The sequence below is a fragment of the Micromonospora sp. MA102 genome, from assembly GCF_025460765.1.
Lineage (GTDB): Bacteria > Actinomycetota > Actinomycetes > Mycobacteriales > Micromonosporaceae > Micromonospora > Micromonospora halotolerans.
In genome coordinates, this window is record NZ_JAMWEG010000003.1 from 558,092 (window position 1) to 584,006 (window position 25,915).

20 protein-coding genes are annotated in these 25,915 nt (G+C 74.9%); 9 read left to right on the top strand and 11 right to left on the bottom strand.

The features are described from left to right. Window positions 1–3 precede the first annotated feature (3 nt). Genes NFX44_RS09270 through NFX44_RS09290 form a run of 5 tightly spaced genes read right to left on the bottom strand, consistent with a single transcriptional unit; the run spans window position 4 to window position 7,535 of the window. Window positions 4–1,092 carry a uroporphyrinogen-III synthase gene (locus NFX44_RS09270; protein ID WP_262283067.1) on the bottom strand — a complete coding sequence of 363 codons (1,089 nt, stop codon included), beginning with the start codon at window positions 1,090–1,092 and terminating at the stop codon, window positions 4–6. Continuing rightward, window positions 1,092–1,430 (bottom strand): nitrite reductase small subunit NirD, encoded by a 339-nt coding sequence (nirD, locus tag NFX44_RS09275; protein ID WP_262283068.1) that lies wholly within the window; start codon window positions 1,428–1,430, stop codon window positions 1,092–1,094. Before nirD ends, NFX44_RS09270 begins: the two co-directional genes overlap by 1 nt. Further along, window positions 1,427–3,949 (bottom strand): nitrite reductase large subunit NirB, encoded by a 2,523-nt coding sequence (gene nirB / locus NFX44_RS09280; protein WP_262283069.1) that lies wholly within the window; start codon window positions 3,947–3,949, stop codon window positions 1,427–1,429. The genes nirD and nirB overlap by 4 nt, the downstream gene beginning before the upstream one ends. Then, the gene (locus tag NFX44_RS09285) at window positions 3,946–5,430 is read right to left on the bottom strand and encodes an FAD-dependent oxidoreductase (protein WP_262283070.1); all 1,485 of its coding nucleotides are present in this window, start codon (window positions 5,428–5,430) and stop codon (window positions 3,946–3,948) included. The genes nirB and NFX44_RS09285 overlap by 4 nt, the downstream gene beginning before the upstream one ends. After that, entirely contained in the window at window positions 5,427–7,535 is a 2,109-nt protein-coding gene (locus NFX44_RS09290; RefSeq protein ID WP_262283071.1) for a molybdopterin oxidoreductase family protein, read from the bottom strand. Before NFX44_RS09290 ends, NFX44_RS09285 begins: the two co-directional genes overlap by 4 nt. A gap of 146 nt (window positions 7,536–7,681) precedes the next feature. On the opposite strand from NFX44_RS09290, the gene NFX44_RS09295 reads away from it, so the two are divergent. From NFX44_RS09295 to glmM, 7 genes are all read left to right on the top strand, one after another. Further along, window positions 7,682–8,377 carry a class I SAM-dependent methyltransferase gene (locus NFX44_RS09295; RefSeq protein ID WP_262283072.1) on the top strand — a complete coding sequence of 232 codons (696 nt, stop codon included), beginning with the start codon at window positions 7,682–7,684 and terminating at the stop codon, window positions 8,375–8,377. A gap of 78 nt (window positions 8,378–8,455) precedes the next feature. Beyond that, on the top strand, window positions 8,456–8,716 hold the full coding sequence (locus tag NFX44_RS09300; protein WP_262283073.1) for a DUF6364 family protein: 261 nt from the start codon (window positions 8,456–8,458) through the stop codon (window positions 8,714–8,716). Next, window positions 8,706–8,999 (top strand): type II toxin-antitoxin system PemK/MazF family toxin, encoded by a 294-nt coding sequence (locus NFX44_RS09305; RefSeq protein ID WP_262283074.1) that lies wholly within the window; start codon window positions 8,706–8,708, stop codon window positions 8,997–8,999. Before NFX44_RS09300 ends, NFX44_RS09305 begins: the two co-directional genes overlap by 11 nt. Before the next feature lie 123 nt (window positions 9,000–9,122). Next, window positions 9,123–10,496 (top strand): MFS transporter, encoded by a 1,374-nt coding sequence (locus NFX44_RS09310; protein ID WP_262283075.1) that lies wholly within the window; start codon window positions 9,123–9,125, stop codon window positions 10,494–10,496. Between the two features lie 210 nt (window positions 10,497–10,706). Then, window positions 10,707–11,150: a 50S ribosomal protein L13 gene (rplM, locus tag NFX44_RS09315; RefSeq protein WP_262283076.1), complete on the top strand. Its 444-nt coding sequence runs from the start codon at window positions 10,707–10,709 to the stop codon at window positions 11,148–11,150. A 20-nt stretch (window positions 11,151–11,170) separates the two neighbouring features. Further along, the gene (gene rpsI, locus NFX44_RS09320; RefSeq protein WP_088991922.1) at window positions 11,171–11,635 is read left to right on the top strand and encodes a 30S ribosomal protein S9; all 465 of its coding nucleotides are present in this window, start codon (window positions 11,171–11,173) and stop codon (window positions 11,633–11,635) included. Between the two features lie 116 nt (window positions 11,636–11,751). Next, entirely contained in the window at window positions 11,752–13,107 is a 1,356-nt protein-coding gene (glmM, locus tag NFX44_RS09325; protein WP_262283077.1) for a phosphoglucosamine mutase, read from the top strand. A 48-nt stretch (window positions 13,108–13,155) separates the two neighbouring features. Here the strand turns inward: glmM and NFX44_RS09330 are convergent, their stop codons facing one another. The 3 genes from NFX44_RS09330 to NFX44_RS09340 form a co-directional block, all read right to left on the bottom strand. Further along, window positions 13,156–15,963, bottom strand: coding sequence for an FtsX-like permease family protein (locus tag NFX44_RS09330; RefSeq protein WP_262283078.1), 2,808 nt, complete (start codon window positions 15,961–15,963; stop codon window positions 13,156–13,158). Between the two features lie 87 nt (window positions 15,964–16,050). Beyond that, the gene (locus NFX44_RS09335) at window positions 16,051–16,797 is read right to left on the bottom strand and encodes an ABC transporter ATP-binding protein (RefSeq protein ID WP_262283079.1); all 747 of its coding nucleotides are present in this window, start codon (window positions 16,795–16,797) and stop codon (window positions 16,051–16,053) included. A gap of 2 nt (window positions 16,798–16,799) precedes the next feature. Next, window positions 16,800–19,628: an FtsX-like permease family protein gene (locus tag NFX44_RS09340; protein WP_262283080.1), complete on the bottom strand. Its 2,829-nt coding sequence runs from the start codon at window positions 19,626–19,628 to the stop codon at window positions 16,800–16,802. 98 nt (window positions 19,629–19,726) lie between these two features. Between NFX44_RS09340 and NFX44_RS09345 the strand changes: the two genes are divergently transcribed. Continuing rightward, entirely contained in the window at window positions 19,727–20,332 is a 606-nt protein-coding gene (locus NFX44_RS09345) for a PadR family transcriptional regulator (RefSeq protein WP_262283081.1), read from the top strand. A 10-nt stretch (window positions 20,333–20,342) separates the two neighbouring features. Here the strand turns inward: NFX44_RS09345 and NFX44_RS09350 are convergent, their stop codons facing one another. Genes NFX44_RS09350 through NFX44_RS09360 form a run of 3 tightly spaced genes read right to left on the bottom strand, consistent with a single transcriptional unit; the run spans window position 20,343 to window position 23,187 of the window. Further along, window positions 20,343–21,452 (bottom strand): low specificity L-threonine aldolase, encoded by a 1,110-nt coding sequence (locus tag NFX44_RS09350; RefSeq protein ID WP_262283082.1) that lies wholly within the window; start codon window positions 21,450–21,452, stop codon window positions 20,343–20,345. Then, the gene (locus tag NFX44_RS09355) at window positions 21,449–22,636 is read right to left on the bottom strand and encodes a pyridoxal phosphate-dependent aminotransferase (RefSeq protein ID WP_262283083.1); all 1,188 of its coding nucleotides are present in this window, start codon (window positions 22,634–22,636) and stop codon (window positions 21,449–21,451) included. Before NFX44_RS09355 ends, NFX44_RS09350 begins: the two co-directional genes overlap by 4 nt. A gap of 56 nt (window positions 22,637–22,692) precedes the next feature. Then, a complete protein-coding gene (locus tag NFX44_RS09360; RefSeq protein ID WP_262283084.1) occupies window positions 22,693–23,187 on the bottom strand; it encodes an MmpS family protein in 495 nt (164 codons plus the stop codon). 795 nt (window positions 23,188–23,982) lie between these two features. Here NFX44_RS09360 and glmS point away from each other — a divergent pair. Next, window positions 23,983–25,896, top strand: a complete 1,914-nt coding sequence (gene glmS / locus NFX44_RS09365) for a glutamine--fructose-6-phosphate transaminase (isomerizing) (RefSeq protein ID WP_262283085.1) — start codon at window positions 23,983–23,985, stop codon at window positions 25,894–25,896. Window positions 25,897–25,915 lie beyond the last annotated feature (19 nt).

The following is a 25,915-nucleotide window of genomic DNA, read 5'->3' on the forward strand; positions in this document are numbered from 1 at the left end:
GGGTCAGTCGACCCGCAGCCGGTAGCCGCGCTTGACGACGGTCTGCACCACGCGGGGGGCGTCGAGCCCGACCCGCAGGCGGGCGACCGCCATCTCCACCGCGTGCTCGTCCGCGCCCCGGGGCAGGGTACGCAGCAGGGCGGTGCGGGACAGCACCTTCCCGGGCGCGGCCGCCAGCGCCCGCAGCACCGCCATCGGTGCGGGCGCGAGCGGGCGCAGCTCGCCGTCCACGACCGCGGCGTGCCCGCGCAGGGTCAGCAGGTGCCCGCCGGCCTTCACGGTCACCGTCCGGCGGGGCAGCTCGTCGACGATCGTCCGCACCAGGGCGCCGAGCCGGGCCCGGGTCGGGGCGCTCACCGGCACGCCCCGCCGCACCAGGGGCTCGGCCGTGACCGCGCCGACGCAACTGGCCAGCACGTCACCGCGCAGCGCCGCCAGCACCGTCTCGGTCCGGTCCCCGGCCGCCCGCAGCAGCGCCTCGGCCGCCGGGGCGGAGGTGAACGTCACGGCGTCGACCATCCGCCCGGCGACCAGGTCGATCAGCCGGTGCAGCGGCGCCGGGTCGGTCGGCGGCGCCCAGCGGTAGACCGGCACCTCGATCACCGTGGCCCCGGCCGACTCCAGCGCCTCGGTGCACTCCGGCTGCCGCTCGCCGTGCAGTTGCAGCGCGACGACCTGGCCGGCCACCCCGCGCCGGACCAGGTGCTCGACCACCTCGTCGCAGCTCTCCGAGGCGGGGGACCAGTGCTCGCGCAGCCCGGCCGCCCGGATCGCGCCGGTCGCCTTGGGCCCGCGGGCCACCACGTACGAGCGGGACAGAACGCCGCGCAGCGGCTCGGCCAGCCCCCAGCCCTCGGCCGCCTCCAGCCACCCGCGCATCCCGATCCCGGTGTTCGCCATGAGGACGTCCGGCGGGCGCTCCAGGCAGGTGCGGGTGGCCTCGCGCAGATCGGTGTCGTCGGCCAGCGGCACGATCCGCAGCGCGGGGGCGAGCACCACGCGCGCGCCGCGCCGCTGGAGCAGCGCGGCCAACTCGTCGCGCCGCCGGTCCGCGGTAACCCCGATGGTGAAGCCGGCCAGTTCCTCCCGCATCACTCCTCCTGCCGCAGCCGCACCTCGACCAGGCCGTCCCGGCAGCGCACCTCGTGCCGCCGCAGCGCCACGCCCGGGAGGTCCAGGCACCGCCCGGTGGTCAGGTCGTAGACCTGCTTGTGCAGCGGCGACGCGAGCGTCGGCAGGCCACCCCGGCTGCCCACGATCCCCCGGGACATCACCTGCGCGCCGCCGACCGGGTCGAGGTTGTCGACCGCGTACAGCTCGCCACCGGTGCGGAAGAGCGCCACCTGCACCCCGTCGACCAGGGCGGCCACGCCCCGGTCCGGGTCCAGCCGGTCCAGCGGGCAGACCGCCGTCCAGTCCAGCGTCCTCATCGCCGTACCTCCGGAAGGCCCAGCGCGACCGGCCGGCGGCGATCGTCGGCGCCCGGCGGCGCGCCGCGGGCCGGCACCGGCTGGCCGCGCTCGACGGCGAAGGTGATGGACGGGTCGGGCACGTCGGGGGCGTTGACGAAGGAGGTGAAGCGGCGCAGCCGCTCCGGGTCCTCCAGCACGTCCCGCCACTCGTCGGAATATCCGGCGGCGTGCCGGGCCATGGCCGCGTCGAGGTCGGCGCAGAGCCCCAGCGAGTCGTCCACGAGCACCGACCGGAGGTGGTCGAGCCCGCCGTCCATCGCCTCGATCCAGGCGGCCGTGCGCTGCAACCGGTCGGCGGTGCGGACGTAGAACATCAGGAACCGGTCGATGAGGGTGACCAGCTCGGCGGTGCTCAGGTCGGTGGCGAACAGGTCGGCGTGCCGGGGCCGGAAGCCGCCGTTGCCGCCGACGTAGAGGTTCCAGCCGCTCTCGGTGGCGATGACGCCGAAGTCCTTGCTGCGGGCCTCGGCGCACTCGCGGGCGCAGCCGGAGACCGCCGACTTGAGCTTGTGCGGGGCGCGCAGGCCCCGGTAACGCAGTTCCAGCGCGACGGCCAGCCCGACCGAGTCCTGCACCCCGTACCGGCACCAGGTCTCACCGACGCACGACTTCACCGTGCGCAGCGCCTTGCCGTACGCGTGGCCGGACTCGAAGCCGGCGTCCACCAGCCGGCGCCAGATCTGCGGGAGCTGCTCGACCCGGGCGCCGAACAGGTCGATCCGCTGCCCGCCGGTGATCTTGGTGTAGAGCCGGAAGTCCCGGGCCACCTCGCCGATCACGATGAGCTTCTCCGGCGTGATCTCGCCACCGGGGATCCGCGGCACCACCGAGTAGCTGCCGTCGCGTTGCAGGTTGGCCAGGAAGTGGTCGTTGGTGTCCTGGAGGGACGCCTGCTCGCCGTCGAGCACGTGCCCGGTGCCGAGCGAGGCGAGGATCGAGGCCACCACGGGCTTGCAGATGTCGCAGCCGCGCCCGCGGCCGTGCTCGGCGATGAGCTGGGAGAAGGTGCGGATGCCGCGGACCCGGACGATGTCGAACAGCTCCTGCCGGCCGGTGTCGAAGTGCTCGCAGAGCGCGCGGGACTGCCGCACCCCGGCCGCGTCGAGGAGCTGCTTGAGCATCGGCACGCAGGAGCCGCAGCTCGTCCCGGCCCGGGTGCACGCCTTGAGCGCCGGCACGTCGGTCGCCCCGCCGGCGATGGCCGCGTCCAGGTCGGCCCGGGTCACCGCGTTGCAGGAGCAGACCTGCGCGGCGGCCGGCAGCGCGCCGGCCCCGGCGCCCGCACCGCCCGCCGGCGCCAGCAGCGCCAGCGGGGGAGCGGGCAGCGGCCCGCCGACGCTCGCCCGCAGCGTCGGGTACGCGCTCGCGTCGCCCACCAGCACGCCGCCGAGCAGCGTCTTCGCGTCGTCGGAGAGGACCAGCTTCGCGTACGCCCGGGTGGCCGGGTCGGTGAAGGTGACGTCGAGGCAGCCCGGGGTGACGCCGTGCGCGTCGCCGAACGAGGCCACGTCCACGCCGAGCAGCTTGAGCTTCGTGGCGGTGTCCGCGCCGGGGAAGGTGGCCGCCCCGCCGAGCAGCCGGTCGGCGACCACTTCGGCGGTCGCGTAGCCGGGGGCGACCAGCCCGTGGCAGGTGCCGTCCACGGCGGCGCACTCGCCGACCGCCCAGATGCGCTCGTCCGCCGTCCGACAGCCCGCGTCGACAAGCACCCCGCCGCGCGGGCCGAGCGGCAGCCCGGCGGCGCGGGCCAGCTCGTCCCGGGGCCGGATGCCGGCGGCCACCACGACCAGGTCCGCCGGGACCGTGCGCCCGTCGGAGAGTTCCAGCGCGCCGACCGTCCCGTCCGGGCCGGGGGACAGCGCGCTGGTGGCCACCCCGAGGTACGTGGTGACGCCCAGTTCCTCGACGTAGCGCCGGAGCATCGCCCCGCCCGCCTCGTCCACCTGCACCGGCATGAGCCGGGGCGCGAACTCGACCACGCTGGTGTCCAGGCCGAGCAGGCGCAGCGCGTTCGCCGCCTCCAGGCCGAGCAGCCCGCCCCCGATCACCGCCCCGGTGCGCCGGCCCTCGGCGTGCGCCCGGATCGCCGCCAGGTCGTCCAGCGTCCGGTAGACGAACACCCCCGGCAGGTCCGTGCCGCCGATCGGGGGCACGAACGCCGACGAGCCGGTGGCCAGCACCAGCGCGTCGTACGGGTGCTCGCCGGTCGCGGTCCGCACCACCCGCCGCGCCCGGTCGACGGCCAGCGCCGGCTCGCCCAGCCGCAGCTCCACCCCGTCGTCGGGGGTGTGCAGGTTCAGCTCCCCGGCGCTCACCCCGTCGAAGAAGGCCGAGAGCCGCACCCGGTCGTACGCCGGCCGCCGCTCCTCGGCGAGCACCGTGACCCGCCAGCATCCCTCCTGGTCGCGGGCCCGCAACGCCTCGACGAAGCGCTGCCCCACCATGCCGTTGCCGACGACCACCAGCCTGCCGCTCATCCCGCCACCTCCAGACGGTCCATCCCCGCACTCCGTTCCTGCTGCCCCGCCACCGGATCCACCTCGGCGAGCCAGCCGGCGATCCCGGCCACCGCGTCCCGGCAGCCGCCACAGCCGGTGGCGGCCCGGGTCGCCGCGGACAGGTCCGCGACGGTCCGGGCGCCGGCGCGCCAGCACGCCACCAGCGCGCCCTTGCTCACGTCGTTGCACTGGCACACCGTGGCCGCGTCCGGCATCAGCGCCGGGGACGCGGCGGGGGTGGCCGGTGCGGCGCCGAACGCCCGCCCGAGCAGCAGCGAGCGCCGGTCCGCCGGCACCGGTGCACCCCGGTCGAAGAGCTGCACCACGGTGCCGACCGCCGGGTTGTCGCCGAGCAGGATCGCCCCGGTCAGCCGCTCGTCGCGGATCCGCAGCCGGGCGTACGTGCCGCGGGCCGGGTCGGCGAAGGTCAGCTCCTCGACCGGCCCGCCCCCGTCCGGGGCGCCCGCGGCGTCACCCATCGCGGCCAGGTCGATCCCGGCCGCCTTGAGCCGCGTCACCACCGGCCGCGGCCGGTACCGGACCAGCGGGTCGTCGCCGGTCAGCACGTCGGCCACCACCCGGGCCTGCGCCCAGGCCGGGGCGACCAGCCCGGTCAGGGTCCCGTCGTGCTGGGCGCAGTCGCCGATGGCGGAGATCCGCCGGTCGCTGGTGCGCAGCCGGTCGTCCACCACCACGCCACGGTCGACGGCCAGCCCGGCGGCGGCGGCCAGCGCGGTGTCCGGGCGTACGCCGCAGGACAGGACCAGCAGGTCGGCCGCGAGCGGGTCGCCGTCGCCGAGGTCGAGGCGGACCCCGTGGGCGTCGGCGGCCACCCCGGTCGCCGTGACCCCCAGCCGGGTGCGTACGCCGAGCTCCGCGAGGGTGCCGGCGAGGACCGCGCCGGCCGGCTCGTCGAGCTGCCGTTCCATCAGGTGCCCGACCGGGTGGACCACGGTCACGTCGAGGCCCCGGGCGGCGAGCCCGCGGGCCGCCTCCAGCCCGAGCAGCCCGCCGCCGAGCACCAGCGCGCGGCGGGCGCCCCGGGCGGCGGCGAGGATCCGCCGGCAGTCGTCCAGGGTGCGGAACGGAACCACCCGGTCGGGGAGCGGGTCGAGCCCGGGCAGCGGCGGCACGAGGGCCCGGCTGCCGGTGGCGAGCACCAGGTGGTCGTAGCCGTGCCGGTCGCCGTCGGCGGTGCGTACTTCGCGGGCGGCCCGGTCGACGGCGGTGACCGCGGCACCGGTGCGCACGTCCGCGCCGTGCCCGGCGACCTCGACCAGCTCCAGGTCCGGCTCGTCGATCTTCCCGGCGAGCAGGGTGGAGAGCAGGATCCGGTTGTACGCCCGGTGCGGCTCCGCCCCGAGCACGGTGACCTTCCGATCCCCGCCCCGTGCGTGCAGTTCGGCGGCGAGGCGGGCGCCCGCCATGCCGTATCCCACGATCACGATGCGCTCGGTCATGCCTTCTCCACCCGGACGGCGCAGATCTTGAACTCGGGCATCCCGGAGACCGGGTCGACGGCGTCGTTGGTCACCGAGTTGGCCCGCGCCGCGCCGGGCCAGTGGAACGGCGCGAAGACGGTGTCGGGCCGGATGGCCGCGCTGAGCCGGGCCGGCGCGCGCAGCTCGCCCCGGCGGGAGACCACCCGGACCTCCTCGCCGTCGGCCACGCCGAGCCGGCCGGCCAGGTCGGGGTGCAGCTCCACGAAGCCGCCGGGGGCGGCCCGGCGCAGCGCGGCGACCCGCCGGGTCTGCGCGCCGGACTGGTAGTGGGCGAGTACCCGGCCGGTGGTGAGGTGCAGCGGGTAGTCGGCGCAGACCGGCTCGGCGGCCGGCCGGTGGGTCACCGCGCGGAACCGGGCCCGGCCGTCCGGGGTGGGGAACCGGTCGGCGAAGAGGCGGGGGGTGTCCGGCCCGTCCTCGTCCGGGCAGGGCCAGAAGACGCCGGTGTCGGCGTCGATCCGGTCCCAGCTGACCCCGGCGTAGTCGGCCGGCCCGCCGGCCGAGGCGCGGCGCAGCTCGGCGAAGACCGCCGAGGGGTCGGTGGGGAACCCGCCGGGCGCGCCGAGCCGGGCCGCCAGCCCGGCGAGGACGGCCAGGTCGGTGCGGACGCCGGGCGGGGGCTCGCGCAGCGCGCGGCGGCGCAGCACCCGGCCCTCCAGGTTGGTCATGGTGCCGTCCTCCTCGGCCCACTGGGCGACGGGCAGCACCACGTCGGCCAGCTCGGCGGTCTCCGAGCGGAGGAAATCGGCCACCACCAGCAGGTCCAGGTCGCGCAGCCGGGACTCGACCCGGGCCGCGCGGGGCGCCGACACCACCGGGTTGGAACCGAAGACCAGCAGCGCCCGGGGGCCGTGCGTGGTGCCGAGCGAGTCGAGGAGCTGATAGGCCGGTACGCCCGGCCCGGGTAGCGCCGCGGGGTCGACGCCCCACACCCCGGCCACGTGCTCCCGGGCCGCCGGGTCGTCGATCCGCCGGTAGCCGGGGAGCTGGTCGGCCTTCTGTCCGTGCTCCCGGCCGCCCTGCCCGTTGCCCTGCCCGGTGAGGCAGCCGTACCCGGAGCCGGGGCGGCCGGGCAGGCCCAGGGCGAGCGCCAGGTTGATGAACGCGGTGACCGTGTCGACGCCCTTGGCGTGCTGCTCGGCGCCCCGGGCGGTGAGGATGACCGCACGGTCCACGGTGGCCAGGGCCCGGGCGGTCGCCTCCAGGTCGGCCACCGGCACCCCGGAGAGGCGCTCCGCCTCGGCCGGCCAGCAGCCCGCCACGGTCCGCCGGACCTCGTCGAAGCCGGTGGTCCGGTCGGCCACGTACGCCCGGTCGAGCCAGCCCTCGGTGAGCGCGACGTGCAGCAGCGCGTTGGCCACGGCCAGGTCGGTGCCGGGCAGCGGTTGCAGGTGCAGGTCGGCCTGGCGGGCGGTGGCGGTGTGCCGGGGGTCGACCACGATGAGCCGGCCGCCCCGCTCGCGCTGGTCGGCGAGGTGGCGCATGAGCGGCGGCATGGTCTCGGCCGGGTTGGCGCCGACCAGCAGCAGGGTGTCCGCACGGGCCAGGTCGGCGAGGGGGAAGGGGAGCCCCCGGTCGACGCCGAAGGCGCGCAGGCCGGCCGCCGCGGCCGAGGACATGCACCAGCGTCCGTTGTAGTCGATGTGCCGGGTGCCCAGCGCCACCCGGGCGAACTTGCCGAGCGCGTACGCCTTCTCGTTGGTCAGCCCGCCGCCGCCGAACACCGCGACGGCGTCCCGCCCGTGCCGCTCCTGGATCGCCCGCAGCCCGCCCGCGACGCGGTCGAGCGCCTCGTCCCAGCTCGCCGGGCGCAGCTCAGCGCCGGGCCGGTCGCGCAGCAGCGGGGTGGTCAGCCGGTCCGGATGGTCGAGCAGCTCGGCGGCGGTCCAGCCCTTCTGGCACAGGCCGCCGCGGTTGGTGGGGAAGTCGCGGGGCACGACCTCGACGCGTCCGGCGGTCTCGCGCAGCAGCATGCCGCACTGGAGCGCGCAGTAGGGGCAGTGCGTGGCGGCCTCCCGAGGCCGTACCCCCGGTTGCGTCGCCAGGCGTGCACCGTCTGTCATGTCGGGAAAGCGTGCCGGCGAGCGGTTTCCGCTCCGGGTCCCTTCTGTTTCGGTCCTGTCAAGAGCACCTCACACCGCACGGGAGTGACGGGCCGGTCGGCAGGACCTACAATGTGGGACAGATATCTCGAATAATGGGAGACGCGATGAGTGTGGCGGACGCGTTCGACGCGGTGGCGGGCAGCTACGACGCGGCCCGGCGCCGCCTGGTCCCGTGCTTCGATTCCTTCTACGGCACCGCCGTCGAGGTGGCCGCGCCGCCGCTGCGGGCGGCGCTCGCCGCGGGACGTACCCCCGAGGTGCTGGACCTGGGCGCGGGCACCGGCCTGCTCTCGCTGCTGCTGACCGCGGCGGTCCCGGGCGTCCGGCTGACCCTGGTCGACGCGGCGCCCGGCATGCTCGCGGTGGCCACCGGCCACCTGGCCGCCCGCGGGGTGCCGCACCGCACGGTGCTCGCCGACCTGGCCGACCCGCTGCCCGCCGGCCGCTACGACGCGGTGGTCTCCGCGCTGGCCATCCACCACCTGGACGACGACGGCAAGCGCGCGCTCTACCGCCGGGCGGCCGAGGCGCTGGCGCCGGGCGGCGTCTTCGTCAACGCCGAGCAGGTGGCCGGCCCGACCCCGGGCCTGGACCGGCGCTACGACGAGGTGTGGACGGCCCGGATCACCGAGTTGGGCTCGGACGCCGCGGAGATCGCCGGGGCCCGGGAGCGGATGCGGCACGACCGGCCGGCGCCGGTGGCCGACCAGTGCCGCTGGCTCGCCGAGGCCGGCCTGGTCGACGTGGACTGCTTCTTCAAGGAGTGGCGGTTCGCGGTGTTCGGCGGCCGCCGTCCCTGAGCGTGGCCGGCTGTCCGGTTCCCCGACGGGTGCGAGCGGGGATGACTGGCGGTCATACCGCTGGGTAATCTTTCCGGCATGACCGCCAAGGTGACACTGTCCTTCTCCGACGAGACGATCGAGGAGGCGCGCCGGTTCGCCAAGCGGGAAGGGCTCTCCCTCTCCGCCTGGATGGACCAGGCCGCCCGGGAGAAGGCGCTGCGCGAGGTCTTCACCGCGCACGCCGAGGCGGTCGCCCGTGCCGGCCTCGACCTGGAGTCCGCCGCCCTGGCCGACGCCCAGGAGGTCGCGCTGGTCGACGACGCGCTGTTCGGGGGCGGGCACCCGCGTGTTGCGTAGGGGAGAGATCTGGCGCATCTCCGGCGCCCGGGAACGGCTCGGCCTCGTCATCAGCTCCGACGTCTACAACTCCACCGCCGTGCCGATCGTCATCGTGGTCGAGGTGGTCGACGAGTCACTGCTGCGCGACTCGCCCCTGGCGGTGCGGATGGGTGGCTACGTGGTGATGCCCGACCGGCTCTCCTCGCCCATGAAGAAGTGGTTCACCGAGTGCGTGGACGTGGCCGACACCGAGACCATGCAGCGGGTCGGTCGCGCGCTGCGCATCCTCCAGGAGATCTGAGCCGCTTCACCGCCGCCCTCCGGCCGACGTGCGATCTCCGTTTCCGGACCGACCCGCGACGGGCACGGCCGGGAAACCGCGCGTTCCTAGCGTCCCCCTCGTCACCGACGAGGAGGAGTCGCCGTGAGCACGCTCGCTTCCCCCACCGCCCTGGCCCCGGCCGCCGCCGGCCGCCCGGGACCGATCACCGAATGGCGCCCGGAGGATCCGCGGTTCTGGGCCACGACCGGCGCGCCCGTCGCCCGCCGCAACCTGTACGTCTCGATCTTCGCCGAGCACGTCGGCTTCTCCGTGTGGAGTCTCTGGTCGGTGATGGTGCTCTTCCTGGGCCCCGGGTACGGCATCGACCCGGCCGGGAAGTTCCTGCTCACCGCCGTGCCGGCCGCGCTGGGGGCGGTGCTGCGGCTGCCGTACACCCTGGCGGTGGCCCGGTTCGGCGGCCGGAACTGGACCGTCGTGAGCGCGCTGCTGCTGCTCGTGCCGGCGGCGCCCATGGCGGTGCTGATCGAGCCCGGCGTGTCGTACGCCACCCTCATGGTGCTGGCCTGCCTGACCGGCGTCGGCGGCGGCAACTTCGCCTCCTCCATGGCGAACATCAACCTGTTCTTCCCGGAGCGGCTCAAGGGCCGGGCGCTCGGGCTCAACGCCGGTGGCGGGAACCTGGGCGTACCGGCCGTGCAGCTCGTCGGCCTGGCGGTGCTGGCCACGGCCGGCGCCGCGTACCCCCGGCTGGTGACGGCGGTCTACCTGCCGCTGATCGTGCTCGCGGCGCTGCTCGCCGCGCGCCGGCTGGACAACCTCCCCGGGGCGCGCAACGAGCCCGGCGCGCTGCGCGCCGCGGCCCGCGACCCGCACACCTGGGTGATGTCCCTGCTCTACATCGGCACCTTCGGCTCGTTCATCGGCTTCGGTTTCGCCTTCGGTCAGGTCCTCCAGCTCCAGTTCCACGACCGGTTCCCGACCCCGGTCGACGCCGCCTGGCTGACCTTCCTCGGGCCGCTGATCGGCTCGCTGGTCCGGCCGTTCGGCGGCCAGCTCGCCGACCGGCTCGGCGGGGCCCGCGTCACCTTCGGCAACTTCGTGGCCATGGCCGCCGGCGCCGGCCTGGTGCTGTACGCCGCCCGGGACCGGTCCTTCCCGCTCTACCTGGCCGGGTTCCTGGCGCTCTTCGTCTTCTCCGGCATCGGCAACGGGTCGACGTACAAGATGATCCCGGCGATCTTCCGGGCCCGGGCCGCCGCCGAGGCGGAGCTGACCGGGGACCGGGAGGCGGCCGACCGGCGGGCCCGGCGGCTCTCCGGGGCGCTGATCGGCATCGCCGGGGCGGTCGGCGCCTCGGGCGGGGTGCTGGTGAACGTGGCGTTCCGGCAGTCGTTCCTGGCCTCCGGCACCGCCGACGCCGCCTACCTGGCCTTCCTCGGCTGGTACGCCCTCTGCTTCCTGGTGACCTGGGCGGTGTACCTGCGGCCGGGGCCGCGTAAACTGTCCGGCGTGTGACCTCCGCCATGGGGAAAGGCGCAGGCCACGCGGGGCGACACCCCGTTTTGACCTGCCGCCGCACGGCCGGGTATCGTTGCCTGCTGTTGTACGACATTCTTAGGCGTGCCGCATCAGGTACGCTTGGTCGTTCGTGCGCGCTGGTCCGGCCGGGAAGCCCTGGTCACCTCGGCGCGCGACCCCAGACCGACGACGAGACAAGGTAGACCTGTGCGTACGTACAGCCCGAAGCCGGGTGAGATCGAGCGTCAGTGGCACGTCATCGACGCCTCTGATGTCGTGCTGGGCCGCCTCGCGACCCACGCCGCCACGCTGCTGCGTGGCAAGCACAAGCCGACTTTCGCGCCGCACGTCGACACGGGCGACTTCGTCGTCATCGTGAACGCGGGCAAGGTCGCGCTGACCGGCAACAAGCGGCAGACCAAGATCGCTTACCGCCACTCCGGCTACCCGGGTGGTCTGAAGCAGGTCGGCTACGACGAGCTGCTGACCAAGCGGCCCGAGCGGGCCATCGAGCTGGCCGTCAAGGGCATGCTTCCGCACAACAAGCTGGGCCGCCAGATTCTCAAGAAGCTGAAGGTCTACGCCGGTGCCGAGCACCCGCACGGCGCGCAGCAGCCGATGCCGTTCGAGATCAAGCAGATCGCGCAGTGAGCGCGGGCGAAGGAAGCAGCATGACCGACATCACCGCCACCGAGGTCGCCCCCGAGGCCACCGAGGCGCCGGCGCCCGTCGCGCGCGCGCCTCGTGGCGACCGCCCGATCCAGACCGTGGGTCGGCGCAAGGAAGCCATCGTCCGGGTCCGCATCGTTCCGGGCAGCGGCAAGATCACCTGCAACGGCCGCGACCTCGAGGCCTACTTCCCGAGCAAGGTGCACCAGCAGCTCATCAAGGACCCGCTGGTCACCGCCGAGAAGCCCGAGGCGTTCGACGTGATCGCCAACCTGCGGGGCGGCGGCACCACCGGCCAGGCCGGCGCGCTGCGGCTCGCCATCGCCCGGGCGCTGATCGTCAGCGAGCCCGACGACCGCCCGGCCCTCAAGAAGGCCGGCTTCCTGACCCGTGACGCCCGGGTCAAGGAGAGCAAGAAGTACGGCCTCAAGAAGGCCCGTAAGGCTCCCCAGTACTCGAAGCGCTGATCACCAACAGCGCCTTGTACTTCTGACGGACGGCCGGGTCCGCCTCCCACTCCGGGAGGTGGCCCGGCCGTTCCGCTTTCTCCTCTCATCGGCAGTTCCATCGGAGGTTGGCGGGTATGGGCCGGTTGTTCGGCACGGACGGCGTACGCGGGCGGGCGAACGCGGATCTCACCCCGGAGTTGGCGCTGGCGGTGGCGGTGGCCGCCGCCCACACGCTGGCCGAGACCGACAAGAGCCATCCGCCGCTCGCCGTGGTGGGCCGGGACACCCGGGCCAGCGGCGAGATGCTGGAGGCCGCCGTGGTCGCCGGGCTGACCAGCGCCGGCGCCAACGTGGTCCGGGTCGGCGTGCTGCCCACCCCCGCGGTGGCGTTCCTGACCGCCGAGGCCAAGGCCGACCTGGGCGTCATGCTCTCCGCCTCGCACAACCCCATGCCGGACAACGGCATCAAGCTCTTCGCCGCCGGCGGGCACAAGCTGCCCGACGAGATCGAGATGCGGATCGAGGCCGCCGTCGAGGCGAACGCCACCACCGCCTGGGAACGCCCGATCGGCGCCGGGGTCGGCCGGGTGCACGACCTGCTCGACGGCGCCGACCACTACGTCCAGCACCTGGTCGGCACCGTGCCGCACCGGCTGGACGGGATCAAGGTCGTGGTCGACTGCGCCAACGGCGCGGCCGCCGAGGTCGCCCCGGTGGCGTACCAGGAGGCCGGCGCCGAGGTGATCGCCATCTACGCCGAGCCGGACGGCCTGAACATCAACGACGAGTGCGGCTCCAACCACATCGAGGCGCTGCGCGCCGCCGTGGTCGAACACGGCGCGAACCTCGGCATCGCCCACGATGGCGACGCCGACCGCTGCGTCGCGGTCACCGCCGACGGCGAGGAGGTCGACGGCGACCAGCTCATGGCGATCCTCGCGCTGGCCATGCGGGAGGCCGGCGAGCTGACCCAGGACACCCTGGTCGCCACCGTGATGAGCAACCTCGGCCTGCGGCTGGCCATGTCCGCGCAGGGCATCCGGCTGGTCGAGACCAAGGTCGGCGACCGGTACGTGCTGGAGGAGCTGCGCGCCTCCGGCCTGGCGCTCGGCGGCGAGCAGAGTGGACACATCGTGATGCCGGCGTACGCGACCACCGGCGACGGCGTGCTCACCGGCCTGCACCTCATGTCGCGGATGGCCGCCACCGGCAGGTCCCTCGCGGACCTGGCCGGCGTGGTCACCAAGCTGCCCCAGGTGCTGATCAACGTGCCGGTCGGCGACCGCACCGTCGGCGCCGCCGCGCCGGCCGTCCGCGCCGAGGTGGACCGGGCCGAGGCCGAGCTGGGCGAGACCGGCCGCGTGCTGCTCCGCCCGTCGGGCACCGAGCCGCTGGTCCGCGTCATGGTCGAGGCGGCCACCGAGTCGACCGCCCGATCGGTGGCCGAGCGCATCGCCGAGCAGGTCCGCACCGCCAGCCCGGTCGCCTGAGCCGGCTACCCCGCAGGCGCGTACTGCTGCTCGTCGTCGGGTCGATGCTCACTCCTCGGCCAGCAGCCGCGCGGTAGGCAGGCGGCGCAGCAGCGCGGCCGGGACGAGTGCCGCCAGACAGGTGACAAGCACTCCGGCCAGCGCCACGGCGGCGGCCACCGCCACCAGCGCCGCCGGCAGGTCGCCGACCAGCCAGGCCGCTCCGCCGAGCCCGAGGCCGGCGCCGGTGACCGCGCCGAGCGCGCCGAGCGCGAAGCCCTCGTAGCCGACCAGGCGGCCGAGCATCCCGTCGGTCCAGCCGGTGGCCTGGAGGGTGGCCAGCTCGGCGGCGCGGTCGCGGATGTTCAGGTAGAGCACGTCGGCCACGGCGGCGGACCCGAGCAGGACGGTGGCCACCGCGGCGAGGACGTCCGCACCGCGCACGCTCAGCGACACCGTGTCGCCGAGCAGGCTGCCGACGACGGCACCGCGGAAGGCGTGGGCGACGGCGGCGACCAGGGTCAGCGCGGCCACCCCGATGGCCAGTGCGCCGGCACCGAGCAACGTGCGCCCGGGAGTGCGAGCCAGGTTGACGAGGGCCAGCCCGGCGATCGTCCGGGCCCGACGGGAGCGCAGGGCGTGGGCCACGGGCGGGCGCAACGCGGCGGCGGGGTGGGCGCGCGCGGCCCGCAGCGCGGGTGCCAGCCCCGCCGCCAACGCGAGCAGCAGGGCCACCGGTACGGCGACCAGGGCGCGCCGCCAGTCGACGTCGATGCCGAGGGCGGTGCCGAGCGGGATCGCGAGGCCGACGGCGAGCAACCCGGCGCCGACGCCCAGGGCGGCGACCTCACCGAGGACGAGTGCGCCGATGCGGCGGGCGGGCCAGCCGAGGCAGGCCAGCACGGCAAGCTCGGGGCGGCGGTCCCGGACCGCGGCCGAGACGGCGTTGCCGAGGAAGAGTACGCAGACCACCAGCACCAGCAGGAAGAGGACGGCGCTCTTCCGATCCACCGCTCTGGTGATCACCGTGGCGACGCCGAGGGCCGACCAGTTCTCGGTCAGCCGCAGGTCAGGGCGGCCGACGGCACCCGCGGGCAGCTCCACGGTCTGCGGCGCCGGGGAGGAGCCGAGGGTGATGTCCACGTCGAGGCCGGTGGTGGTGGCGATCCGTTCGGCGATCAGCCGGACCTGCTCGGCGGAGCGTTCGCTGTATCCGTCGACGTCGGCCACCCGGACCCGAATCGCGCTGATCGGCGCGGTGAGCTGTGGACTGCTGCCGCCCTTGAGCAGCTCCGGCACCGCGGCGAGGGTGGTCAGCAGCAGCGGCGGGGCGGAGAGGTAGCCGGCGGGATTGCCGCTCGGCTCCAGCGGCGACCCGCCCAGCGCGGCACGGCTGCGGTCGTCGGCGCCGGTGGCCCGGGGCGGCTCGTACGTCTCCAGCGGCACCTTGCCCACATCGCTGAACCCGGTCAGCTTCTCCGGGTCGAAGAGGCCCACGGACCGCCAGTCGCGCGCGGTGGTCAGGGACCGCCCGGACGGCGGCAGACCGAGCGCGCCCAGCGGCCGGAACGGGGTGTCCTCGGTGAGCCAGGGACGCGGTGTCGCGATCGCCAGGTCGGTCCCGACGTACACCTTGGAGTTCGGGGCCGCCGGCCGGGCGCGGAGGCTGCCGTCCGGCATCTGGTCGTAACTCGTCTGGCCGGGCTGGACCACGCGGGCGAGCTGACCCGCGCAGCATTCCTCGGCGACGGTGAGCTGGGCCCGGTAGGCGCCCGCCACCTCCTGCTTCGACCCGCCCGCGGGGACGGTCGGCGCGCCGCGCAACACCCGGGCCAGGTCGTACGGCTCGACGTCGCCGATGCTGCCGGGCGGGACGATGCGGTGCCAGGTGCTGCGTACCGTGCCGTCCAGGTAGGGCCGGGCGCTGACCAGCACGGGCAGGGTGTGCCATGTCGTGCCCGACGTTCGCCTCGTCCGGAGGGTGTCGGCGGCGGTGAGTGGCCGGCCCCCCACGACCGCGCTGGACAGGCCGACCAACCGCTGCTCGGCGTCCGGGTCGACGGCCGCGAGCAGGAACGGCACCGTGACCCTCGGCCGGACGATGAGCCGATCCGACTCTCGGGCCGGCGGCGAACCGGGAGCGCGGCTCTCGAATCGCCCGTCGGGCAGCAGCCGGAACGCCTCGATCGACCAGGTCTGCCGGTCGGTGAGGGTGTTCATCGACGGAGCGAGATACCAGCGCGCGTCGCAGATGGGCGCGCTCCGTCCGCGTGACAGGACCTCCCGGGGCACGTCGCCACAGAGTAGGGAGTCGTAGCGCCGGCCGTCGCTGTACGGGATGGCGTCGGCCCGGAACCCGACGTCGTTGCGCGGATAGAGGAGCGGATGTGTGGTGACGTACACGTAGATCGGCTCCGCGACGACGTGGCTCAAGCCGCGTTCGGCGAGGAACGTGCGGTCGACCCGGATCACCTGGCGGTCCAGCGAGCGGTCGACGGCGTCGGTGAGGTCGAGCGGCAGCTCGACCTGGGTGGTGGAGTGCCCGAGCATGGCGATCGGAGCGGCGACGTCCACCCCCTCGACGGCCTTGACCTGGTCGTACTGGGCGGTGGTGATGCCGCCGTAGCTGCCGGAGAGGTAGTTGGGCCGGACCAGGCCGCGCTCCGCCTCCAGCGGGGTGCGCGTCCCCTTCGGACGGACCAGGATGTCGTAGGCGGCGCGGGTGTTCCGTTCGACGGTGCCGGTTACGGCGAGCCGGGAGGTGGTGGTGGCGCCGGTGAGGACGACGAAGCCGGTGGTGGCCACCAGTACGCCGACCAGCAGCGCCACCGACCGTCCCGCACGGCCACGAAGCTGCCCCCAGATGACGTGGAACATGTCGCGCCTCCCCCTGTGCTCACTCACACCGGCTGACCTCAGCGCGGTCCGCCTCACCGCGTCCGGCGCCGCCCGACGGCGGCGCGGTCAGAGCCGCAGCCGGGTGGCGCGGTCGAAGGTGTCGGCCGGGTCCTCCCCGTCGGTGAGGTCGATGTCCTCCACGACCTGCCCGTCGCCGAGGCGGACCAGGCGGTCGCACCGGGCGGCCACGGCCTGTTCGTGAGTGGCGAGCAGGATCGTCATGCCGTGCCGGTCGCGCAGGTCGAGCAGCAGGTCGAGGATCTGGGCGCCGGTGGTCGAGTCGAGGTTGCCGGTCGGCTCGTCGGCCAGCAGCAGCCGGGGCGCGCCCATCAGCGCCCGGGCGATCGCCACCCGCTGCTGCTGGCCGCCGGAGAGCTGGGCCGGCAGCGCCCGTTCCCGGCCGGCGAGCCCCACCGCGTCCAGCAGCTCCCGGGCGCGGACCGCGTGGTCGGCGCGGCCCCGGCGGGGCAGCACCGGCGCGATCACGTTGTCCAGCACGGTCAGCGCCGGCAGCAGGTGGTAGCGCTGGAAGACGAAACCGACCCGCTGGCGGTACCGGGCCAGCGCGGCCCGGCGCAGCCCGGTGACCTCCACGTCGTCCACCGTCACCGTGCCCCGGTCCGCCTGCTCGATCGCACCGATGAGGTGCAGCAGCGTGGACTTGCCGGAACCGCTCGGCCCGGTCAGCGCCACCACCGATCCCGGCGCGATCTCCAGCGACACGTCGTCGACGGCGGTGAGCCGCTCGGTGCCGCTGCGGAACTGCCGGACCAGCCCGGCGGTGCGTACCGTACTGCCCGTCGTCGCATCCATGGTCACTCCTCTGCCAGCAATCGTGCGGTGGGAAGGCGGCGCAGCAGCGCGGCCGGGACGAGCGCCGCCAGGCAGGTGGCCAGCACTCCGGCCAGCGCCACGGCGGCGGCCACCGCCACCAGCGCCGCCGGCAGGTCGCCGACCAGCCAGGCCGCCCCGCCGAGCCCGAGGGCGGCCCCGGTGACCGCGCCGAGCGCGCCGAGCGCGAAGCCCTCGTAACCGATCAGGCGACCCAACGCGGCGTCGGTCCAGCCGGTGGCGCGCAAGGTGGCCAGCTCGGCGGCGCGGTCCCGGATGTTCAGGTAGAGGACGTCGGCGACCGCCGCCGCACCGAGCAGGACCGTGGCCACGGCCGCCAGGGTGTCCGCGCCGCGTACGCCGAGCGACACGGTGTCGCCGAGCAGGCTGCCCACGATGGCGCCGCGGAAGGCGTACGCGGCCGCGGCCACCAGCGTCAGAGCGGCCACACCGATGGCCAGCGCACCCGCGCCGAGCACTGTGCGACCGGGGGTGCGGACCAGGTTCACCAGGGCCAGGCCGGGCAGGGTGCGCGGTCGGCGTACCCACCGCGCGGTGGCCACGGGCGGGCGGAGCGCGGCGGCCGGGTGGGCGCGCGCCGCCCGCAGCGCCGGCGCCAGGCCGGCGGCCAGCGCGAGCAGCAGCGCCACCGGTACGGCGAGCGACGCCCGCCGCCAGTCGACGCCGATGCCCAGGGCGGCCCCGAGCGGAACGGCGAGCCCGAGCGACAGCAGCCCGGCGGCGAGGCCGAGCAGGGCGACCTCGCCGAGGATGAGTGCCCCGATCCGGCGGGCCGGCCACCCGAGGCAGGCCAGCACCGCCAGTTCGGCGCGGCGGTCCCGGACGGCGGCGGAGACGGCGTTGCCGAGGAAGAGCACACAGACCACCAGCACCAGCAGGAAGAGCACGGCGCTCTTGCGGTCCACCGCCTGGACGATGGTCGAGGCGACACCCAGCGCCGACCAGTTCTCGGTCAGCCGCAGGTCGGGGCGGCCGAACGCGCCGCCCGGCAGCTCCACGGTCTGCGGGGCGGCGGACGAGCCCAGCGTGATGTCGACGTCCAGGCCGGTCGCCCGGTTGATCTGCTCGGCGATCAACCGGACCCGCTCCGCGGCCTGCTCGCTGTATCCGTCCACACCGGCGACCCGCACCCGGATCGCGCTGATCGGCGCGCTGCGTTGCGGGCTGTTGCCGCCCTCCAGCAGCTTCGGCACGCTGGCGAGGTTGACCAGCACCAGCGGCGGCACCGACAGGTAGCCGGCCGGATTGCCGCTCGGTTCGAGGGGCCGCCGGCCGAGCGCGGTGCGGCTGGGGTCGTCCGCGCCCTCGGCGCGCGGCGCCTCGTACGTCTCCAGGGGGACCGCGCCCAGGTCGCTGAAGCCGGTCAGTTTCTCCGGGTCGAACACCCCGACGGCCTGCCACTGGTGGTACTGGGTGGCCGCGCCACCCTCCTTGCCGGCGACGGCCCGGACCGGCCGGAAGCCGGTGTCCTCGGCCAGCCAGGGCCGGGGCAGGAAGTTGAAGGTGAACTGATTGCCGTACACCTCGGGGTTCGCGGGCGGCACCGGGTCCGCGCGCAGGGTGCCGTCAGGCAGCTCGCGGTATGTCACCGGCCCCGCCTGGATGACCCGCTGGAGCTGGCCATGGCAGCAGGCGTCCTCGGCGACCCCCTTCGTGAGCTGGGCGCGGTAGGCGGTGTCCGCGTCGACCTCGGCGGAGCCGGCCGGGATCCCGGTGGCGCGGCCCAGGGTCTGCTCGAGTTCGATCGCCGGCACGGTGGCCGGCCGGGCCGTGGGCAGCCGGGTGAACCGGGCACGCACCGTGCTGTCGAAGAAGAGACGGTTGGTGACGAGCGCCGGTGCGGTACGGGTGAGCAGGGTGCCGCCACGGCGCTCGGCCACCGGCTCGCCGGCCCGGACCGGCCGTCCGCTGACCACCGCGGCGTCCAGTCCGACGAGCTGGTTCTCGGCGACCGGGTCGATGGCGGCGACCAGCAACGGCACGGTCAGCTGGTAGGTGAGCACCAGGCGGTCGGTGGTGGTGGGGGCGCTGCTCGGTGTGAGCAGGCCGTTGGCCGCTTCGAACCGGCCGTCCGGCAGCAGCCGCACCGAGTCCAGGCTCCACACCTCCCGCTCGGAGAGGGTGGCCGGACTGGCCTGCAGCCCGCCGAACATCGGATCGCAGATCGGGCGGCTCGCTCCGCCCGGGAGCACCTCCCGCGGGACGGGCCCGCACACGCTGTCCCACGCGTACGACCGGCCGTCGGTGTACGGCGTCGCCTGCTCGGCCAGGTCGCTGTCGAAGCGGGGGTAGATGAGGCGGTGCTTCGTCACGTACACGTAGCGCGGCTTGGCCGGCGCGGTGGAGAGGCCGCGTTCGGCGACGAAGGCGGGGTCGATGCGGATCACCTGCCGGTCCAGGCTCCGGTCGACGGCGTCGGTGAGGTCGAACGACATGGGCACCGGTGCGGTGGAGTGGCCCAGCATCGCGATGGGCGCCGCCACGTCGACGCCGCTCACCGCCTTGACCTGCGCGTACTGGGCCGTGGTGATGCCACCGAAGAGGCCGGAGAGGTAGTTGGGGCGGACCAGCCGCCGCTCGACCTCCAGCGGGGTGCGCGTCCCCTTCGGGCGGACCAGGATCTGGTACGCCGCCCCGGTGTTCCGCTCGACGGTGCCGGTGACGTCCAGTCGGGAGGTCGTGGTGGCCCCGGTCAGGACGGTGAAGCCGGTGGTCGCCACCAGCACGCCGGCGAGCAGCGCCACCGACCGTCCCGCACGGCCACGAAGCTGCCCCCAGATGACGTGGAACATTCGCGCCTCCCCGTGTGCTGACTCACACTGTGCGCGATACATTGTGACAATGCAAGGCCCCTCCGGGGTGCCTGTCCGGAACCGGATCGGAGGAGACGGTGGCGATCCAGCACGCGGTCCTGGCCCTGCTCGCCCGCGGCCCCAGCTACGGCTACGAGCTCAAGGGCGCCTTCGAGGGGGCGGTCGGCCCGCAGTGGGGCCCGCTCAACATCGGGCACCTCTACCAGATCCTCGACCGGCTGTCGCGGGACGGCCTGGTGGTCGCCGAGCGGCACGCCCAGCCGGTGAAGCCCGACCGGGTGGTCTACGAGATAACCCAGGCCGGCCGGACCGAGCTGGACCGCTGGCTCGCCGAACCCAGCCCGCGCAGCGGCGGCTTCCGGGACGACTTCTTCCTGAAGGTCACCGCCGCCGCCCGGTCCGGCGAGGCCACCACCGTCCGCACCGTGCTGACCAACCAGCGCGGTCACCTCATGCGGGAGCTGCGCAACCTCGACGGGTTGCGCCGCAGTTCCGAGGACCCGGTGGTCCGGCTGCTGCTCTCCGCCGCCGCCCGGCACGTCGAGGCGGACCTCGCCTTCGTCGACGACGCCGAGTCGGCGCTGCTCGCCGACGGGGGTGCCGTGCTCCGGGCGCTGGCGGCCGGCCGGCCGGCCCCGGCGGCGCCGGCAGCGGAAGACGGCCCGGCACGGTCCGCCGGCTGACCCTTCGAGGTCAGCGGGAGGCGACCCGGCGGAGGAACCGGTCGGCCAGGTCGAGGATCCGGTCGGGGCCCAGCTCCAGCGCCGGGCCGGCCACGGTCACCTCGGTCAGCGCCAGGCCGGGCACCTCGGTGTCCCGCCAGCCGCCGGCGAACCACGCCTTCTCCTCCTCGGCCAGCGCGAGGTTGGCGGCGTCCAGCGCTTCGGCCGGATGCGGCAGCCAGAGCCGGAACTGGTGGGTGTGCGGCGGGGCCGGGTGGACCCGCGCGCCCGGCAGGGTGGCCAGTGCCTCGGCCACCACCTTCGCGTGCGCCACGTAGCCGGCCAGCCGCGGCAGCTCCCCCTCCAGCCCGGCGAGCGCGGCGAGGGCCGCCGGCCACTGCTGGAACAGGGTGCCGCCGTAACGGTGCCGCCAGACACGGGCGTACCGGACCAGCTCGGCGTCGCCGGCCAGCGCCGCGCCGGAGTGGCCACCCAGGGACTTGTAGAACGAGACGTACGTGCTGTCCGCCAGGCCCGCGACCTCGGCCGCCGGATGCCCGAGGTGGACGGTGGACTCCCAGAGCCGGGCCCCGTCCAGGTGCACCCGGGCGCCCCGCTCCCGGGCCGCGCCGATCACCGCCATCAGCTCGTCCCAGCTCGGCAGCACGAACCCGGCGTCCCGCAGCGGAAGCTCCAGGAAGAGCGTGCCGATCGGCTCGTCGAGCGCGGCCACCTCCTCGGCCGTCGGGTTGCGCGGCGCCGCCGTGGTCCGCACCGCCCGCAGGCCACCGAGCACCGCGTACGCGTCGCGCTCGTGCACCAGCGGGTGGCTGAGCGGGTGCAGGCCGACGGCGTCCCGGCCGGTCAGCTCGGCGCCGTAGCGCATCGCCACCTGCTGGGCCATCGTGCCGGTGGGGAAGAAGGCCGCCGCCTCCACGCCCAGCAGCTCGGCGACCCGCCGTTCGAGCTGCTCCACCGCCCCGCCCTCGCCGTAGAAGTCGGGCAGCAGGTCGTCGGGGACCGCCGCCCCGAGGACCGCGAGCTGCTCCCGCACCGAGGCCGGCCGGACACCGGACAGCACGGTGTCGCAGTCGCGCTGGGCGGCGAGGCGGCGCATCCGCTCGGCGTACGCGTCGGTCATGTGTCCTCCTTGAGCCGGCGCAGCCGGGTGACCGCCTCGGTGAGCACCTCGGGCCGCTTGCAGAACGCGAACCGGACCAGCCGCCGGCCGGCCTCCGCGTCGTCGTAGAAGACCTGGGTCGGCACCGCCACCACGCTGCAGCGTTCCGGCAGCGAGCGGCAGAACTCCACCCCGTCCCACCCGCCGAGCGGGGTGACGTCGGCCGTGACGAAGTACGTCCCCTCCGGCGCGAGCACCCCGAACCCGGCGTCGGTGAGCCCGGCGACGAGCTGGTCCCGCCGCCGCTGCATCCCGTCCCGGAAGTCGGCGAAGTACGCGTCCGGCAGGCCGAGCGCGACCGCCACGGCCGGCTGCAGCGGCCCGGCGTTGACGAAGGTGAGGAACTGCTTCACCCGCAGCACGGCGGCGACCAGCGGCGCCGGGCCGTTCACCCAGCCGACCTTCCAGCCGGTGCACGAGAACGTCTTGCCCGCCGACGAGATGCGCAACGTCCGCTCGCGCATGCCGGGGAGCGTCGCCAGCGGCACGTGCGGGGCGGCGGCGTCGGTGAAGACCAGATGCTCGTAGACCTCGTCGGTGACGGCGTACGCGCCGTGCTCCTGGCACAGCTCGGCGACCAGGGCCAGCTCGTCGGCGGTGAACACCTTGCCGGTCGGGTTGTGCGGGGTGTTCAGCAGCACCAGCCGGGTGCGCGGCCCGAACGCGGCGCGCAGCTCCGCCGGGTCGAACGCGTACCGGCCGTCGGCGGCGGGACGCAGCGTCACCGGGCGGCGGACCGCGCCGGCCAGGGCGATCGAGGCCGCGTACGAGTCGTAGTAGGGCTCGAAGCAGACCACCTCGTCACCCGGCTCGCAGAGGGCGAGGATGCTCGCCGCGATCGCCTCGGTGGCGCCCGCCGTCACCACGATCTCGCCGTCCGGGTCGTACTCCAGGCCCCAGAAGCGGCGCTGGTGGGCCGCGACGGCCGCGCGCAGCGCCGGAATGCCCGGGCCGGGCGGGTACTGGTTGTGGCCGGAGCGCAGCGCCTCGGCGGCCGCGGCGAGCATCTCCGGCGGGCCGTCGGTGTCGGGGAAGCCCTGCCCGAGGTTGACCGCGCCGGTGCGCACGGCCAGCGCGGACATCTCGGCGAAGATGGTGGTGCCGAACGGCCGCATCCGGGCCACCAGCGGATCGGTCGTCGTCACGCCGGCCAGCCTACGGGCCGGCGCCGACGCCGCAAGACCGCCCGCGCCCGGCCGCGTCACCAGCCGAAGCAGGTCGCGCCGTACTCGCCGGAGTCCTGCGAGACGACCTTCCCGTCGATGGTGATCCGGCAGCTCGCCTCGCCCGAGTCGGTGGGCGACGCGATGATCTGCACCCGTTCCCGGTCGTTCGCGGTGAACGCCAGCCGCCACGGCGACCGCACCCCGTCGACCTGGAGGAAGGCGGCGTTGGCGTCGTAGAACTGCACGTCGACGGTGCCGGCGCCGGTCGCCTCGTACACCACGGTGAACCGCCCGCGCCCGCCGGACGGGGTGGTGGCGGGGATCGGCGGCGCGCCCTCCGTGGGGTCCCCGGCGAGGCCGCCGTCCGGCTCGTCGAACTCCGGGTCGTAGGGCTGGCCGGAGGTGGCCGAGTCGTCGACGAAGCTGCCGAGCACGCCGAGACCGACGCAGCCGCAGAAGGCGAGCACCAGGGCGACGACCACGGTCACCACGACGGCGACGACCCACCCGCCCGTCGACCGGCGCGGCACCGACGCGGGGTACGCGTACGGCGGCGGGTAGCCGGCCGGCGGCCATCCCGGTCCGGGAGCGCCGCCGGGCCAGGGCGGCGCGGGCGGGCCGGCCGGGTACCCCGGCGGGGTGGCCGGGCGCGGCGTGCCACCCGGGACGCTCTGAGCGGAGTGCGGTGCCGCTCCCGGGGCGGCCCATCCCGCCGGGCCTGGCGGCGCGCCCGGGCTCGTCCAACCGGTCGGACCGGGTGCTGCCGCCGGGTCCGTGCCCGGGCCGGGCGGCGGGGGCGTGCCGGGGGCGCCCGGGGTGGCGGATCCGTGCTGCGGCCACGGGCCCGGCGGAGCGGATCCGGGCGGGGCCCACGGGCTGGGGGTCCAGGGCGTGGGGGTCCAGGGGGCGGGTGGCGCCCAGGGCTGCGGGGCGGCGAGCGGGTCCGGCGGGGTCCAGGTGGTGGGTTCCGGAGCGGTCGGGTCGCTGGGGCCGCCGTTCCCCGGGTCCGGGGTGGGGGTCGTCTCGGACATCGTTCAGCTCGCAGGGGACGGCGCGGACGACCGCGGGACGGGCGGGTCGGAGGCGTCGCCCCGACCGGGGCCCTCAATGTACGGCCCGCCGACCAGCCGGCGCGTCCCCCCGTGCGCGCCGGTCCCGCCGGAACCCGTCCTCCGTCGATGGGTCGCCCCGCCCCGGCGTGGCCACACCCGGATGCGAGGTTTGTCCGATCCTCGCCATCCGCACACCTGTTCGCTCAAATTCAGTGATCGTTTACCCGACTTCCGAGCACACGTGGTGAGCGAAACTGGGTTAGGCTGCGGACCATGTGTGGAATCGTGGGTTACGCCGGTGCGCGCCCGGCGCTCGGCATCGTGCTGGACGGACTGCGGCGGCTGGAGTACCGCGGCTACGACTCGGCGGGCGTCGCCGTCGTCTGCGACGACGAGCTGCTGATCGAGAAGAAGGCCGGCAAGCTGGCGAACCTGGAGAAGGTTCTCGCCGAGCGCGCCGCCTCCGACCCCGAGTCCTGCGCCGCCAGCCCGATCGGCATCGGCGACGGCACGACCAGCATCGGCCACACCCGGTGGGCCACCCACGGCGGCCCGACCGACCGCAACGCCCACCCGCACCTCTCCCCGGACAGCCGGGTCGCCGTGATCCACAACGGCATCATCGAGAACTTCGCGAAGCTCCGCGCCGAGCTGGAGGCTGACGGCGTCGAGTTCACCAGCGACACCGACACCGAGTGCGCCGCGCACCTGCTCGCCCGTTCCCTGGCCGACCTGCGGTCGGCCGGCGAGGTCGACAGCCCCCAGCTGCTCGCCTCCGCCATGCGGCTGGTCTGCCAGCGGCTGGAGGGCGCCTTCACGCTGCTCGCGGTCGACGCCGGGATCCCCGGCGCGGTGGTCGGCGCCCGGCGCAACTCGCCCCTCGTGGTCGGCCGCGGTGACGGCGAGAACTACCTGGCCAGCGACGTGGCCGCGTTCATCGAGCACACCCGCGACGCGGTCGAGCTGGGCCAGGACCAGATCGTCCTGATCACGCCCGAGAGCATCGAGATCACCGACTTCGCCGGCCAGCCCGCCACCGGCAAGGACTTCCACATCGACTGGGACTCGTCGGCCGCCGAGAAGGGTGGCTACGACTGGTTCATGCTCAAGGAGATCGAGGAGCAGCCGCAGGCGATCGCCGACACGCTGCTCGGCCGGCTCACCGAGAGCGGCGAGATCGCCCTCGACGAGGTCCGCCTCAGCGAGCAGGACCTGCGCGACGTCGACAAGATCTTCATCGTGGCCTGCGGCACCGCCTACCACGCCGGTCTCGTCGCCAAGTACGCCATCGAGCACTGGACCCGGATCCCCTGCGAGGTGGAGCTGGCCAGCGAGTTCCGCTACCGCGACCCGGTGCTGGACCGGTCCACCCTGATCGTGGTGATCTCGCAGTCCGGCGAGACCATGGACACCCTCATGGCGCTGCGCCACGCCAAGGATCAGAAGGCCCGGGTGCTGGCCATCTGCAACACCAACGGCTCGACCATCCCGCGCGAGTCCGACGCCGTGCTCTACACGCACGGCGGCCCGGAGATCGCGGTCGCCTCCACCAAGGCCTTCCTCACCCAGGTCGTCGCCTGCTACCTGATCGGCCTGCACCTGGCCCAGGTGCGCGGGATCAAGTTCGCCGACGAGGTGGGCGCGGTGGTGGCCCAGCTCCAGGAGATGCCGGGCAAGCTGCGCGAGCTGCTCGACCGCATCGAGCCGGTCCGCGAGCTGGCCCGCGACCTGAAGTCGGAGCCGACCGTGCTGTTCATCGGCCGGCACGTCGGCTACCCGGTGGCCCTCGAAGGGGCGTTGAAGCTCAAGGAGCTGGCGTACATGCACGCCGAGGGCTTCGCCGCCGGCGAGCTGAAGCACGGCCCGATCGCGCTCATCGACAAGGGCACTCCGGTCATCTGCATCGTGCCGTCGCCGGTCGGCCGGGGCATGCTGCACGACAAGGTCGTCTCCAACATCCAGGAGGTGCGCGCCCGCGGCGCCCGCACCATCGTGATCGCCGAGGAGGGCGACGAGGCGGTGGTCCGCTACGCCGACCACCTGATCTACGTGCCGCGCACGCCGACGCTGCTGGCGCCGCTGGTGACCACGGTGCCGCTCCAGGTGCTCGCCGCCGAGATCGCCGCCGCCCGCGGGCACGACGTCGACCAGCCCCGGAACCTGGCCAAGTCGGTCACCGTCGAGTAGTCGACCCGGTCGCGGCCCC

Excerpts from the sequence above, each read along its gene's own strand:
- NFX44_RS09270 (WP_262283067.1), bottom strand. The coding sequence starts at position 1,092 with ATGCGGGAGGAACTGGCCGGCTTCACCATCGGGGTTACCGCGGACCGG.
- nirD (WP_262283068.1), bottom strand. The coding sequence starts at position 1,430 with ATGAGGACGCTGGACTGGACGGCGGTCTGCCCGCTGGACCGGCTGGAC.
- nirB (WP_262283069.1), bottom strand. The coding sequence starts at position 3,949 with ATGAGCGGCAGGCTGGTGGTCGTCGGCAACGGCATGGTGGGGCAGCGC.
- NFX44_RS09285 (WP_262283070.1), bottom strand. The coding sequence starts at position 5,430 with ATGACCGAGCGCATCGTGATCGTGGGATACGGCATGGCGGGCGCCCGC.
- NFX44_RS09290 (WP_262283071.1), bottom strand. The coding sequence starts at position 7,535 with ATGACAGACGGTGCACGCCTGGCGACGCAACCGGGGGTACGGCCTCGG.
- NFX44_RS09295 (WP_262283072.1), top strand. The coding sequence starts at position 7,682 with ATGAGTGTGGCGGACGCGTTCGACGCGGTGGCGGGCAGCTACGACGCG.
- NFX44_RS09300 (WP_262283073.1), top strand. The coding sequence starts at position 8,456 with ATGACCGCCAAGGTGACACTGTCCTTCTCCGACGAGACGATCGAGGAG.
- rpsI (WP_088991922.1), top strand. The coding sequence starts at position 11,171 with ATGACCGACATCACCGCCACCGAGGTCGCCCCCGAGGCCACCGAGGCG.
- glmM (WP_262283077.1), top strand. The coding sequence starts at position 11,752 with ATGGGCCGGTTGTTCGGCACGGACGGCGTACGCGGGCGGGCGAACGCG.
- NFX44_RS09330 (WP_262283078.1), bottom strand. The coding sequence starts at position 15,963 with ATGTTCCACGTCATCTGGGGGCAGCTTCGTGGCCGTGCGGGACGGTCG.
- NFX44_RS09335 (WP_262283079.1), bottom strand. The coding sequence starts at position 16,797 with ATGGATGCGACGACGGGCAGTACGGTACGCACCGCCGGGCTGGTCCGG.
- NFX44_RS09340 (WP_262283080.1), bottom strand. The coding sequence starts at position 19,628 with ATGTTCCACGTCATCTGGGGGCAGCTTCGTGGCCGTGCGGGACGGTCG.
- NFX44_RS09350 (WP_262283082.1), bottom strand. The coding sequence starts at position 21,452 with ATGACCGACGCGTACGCCGAGCGGATGCGCCGCCTCGCCGCCCAGCGC.
- glmS (WP_262283085.1), top strand. The coding sequence starts at position 23,983 with ATGTGTGGAATCGTGGGTTACGCCGGTGCGCGCCCGGCGCTCGGCATC.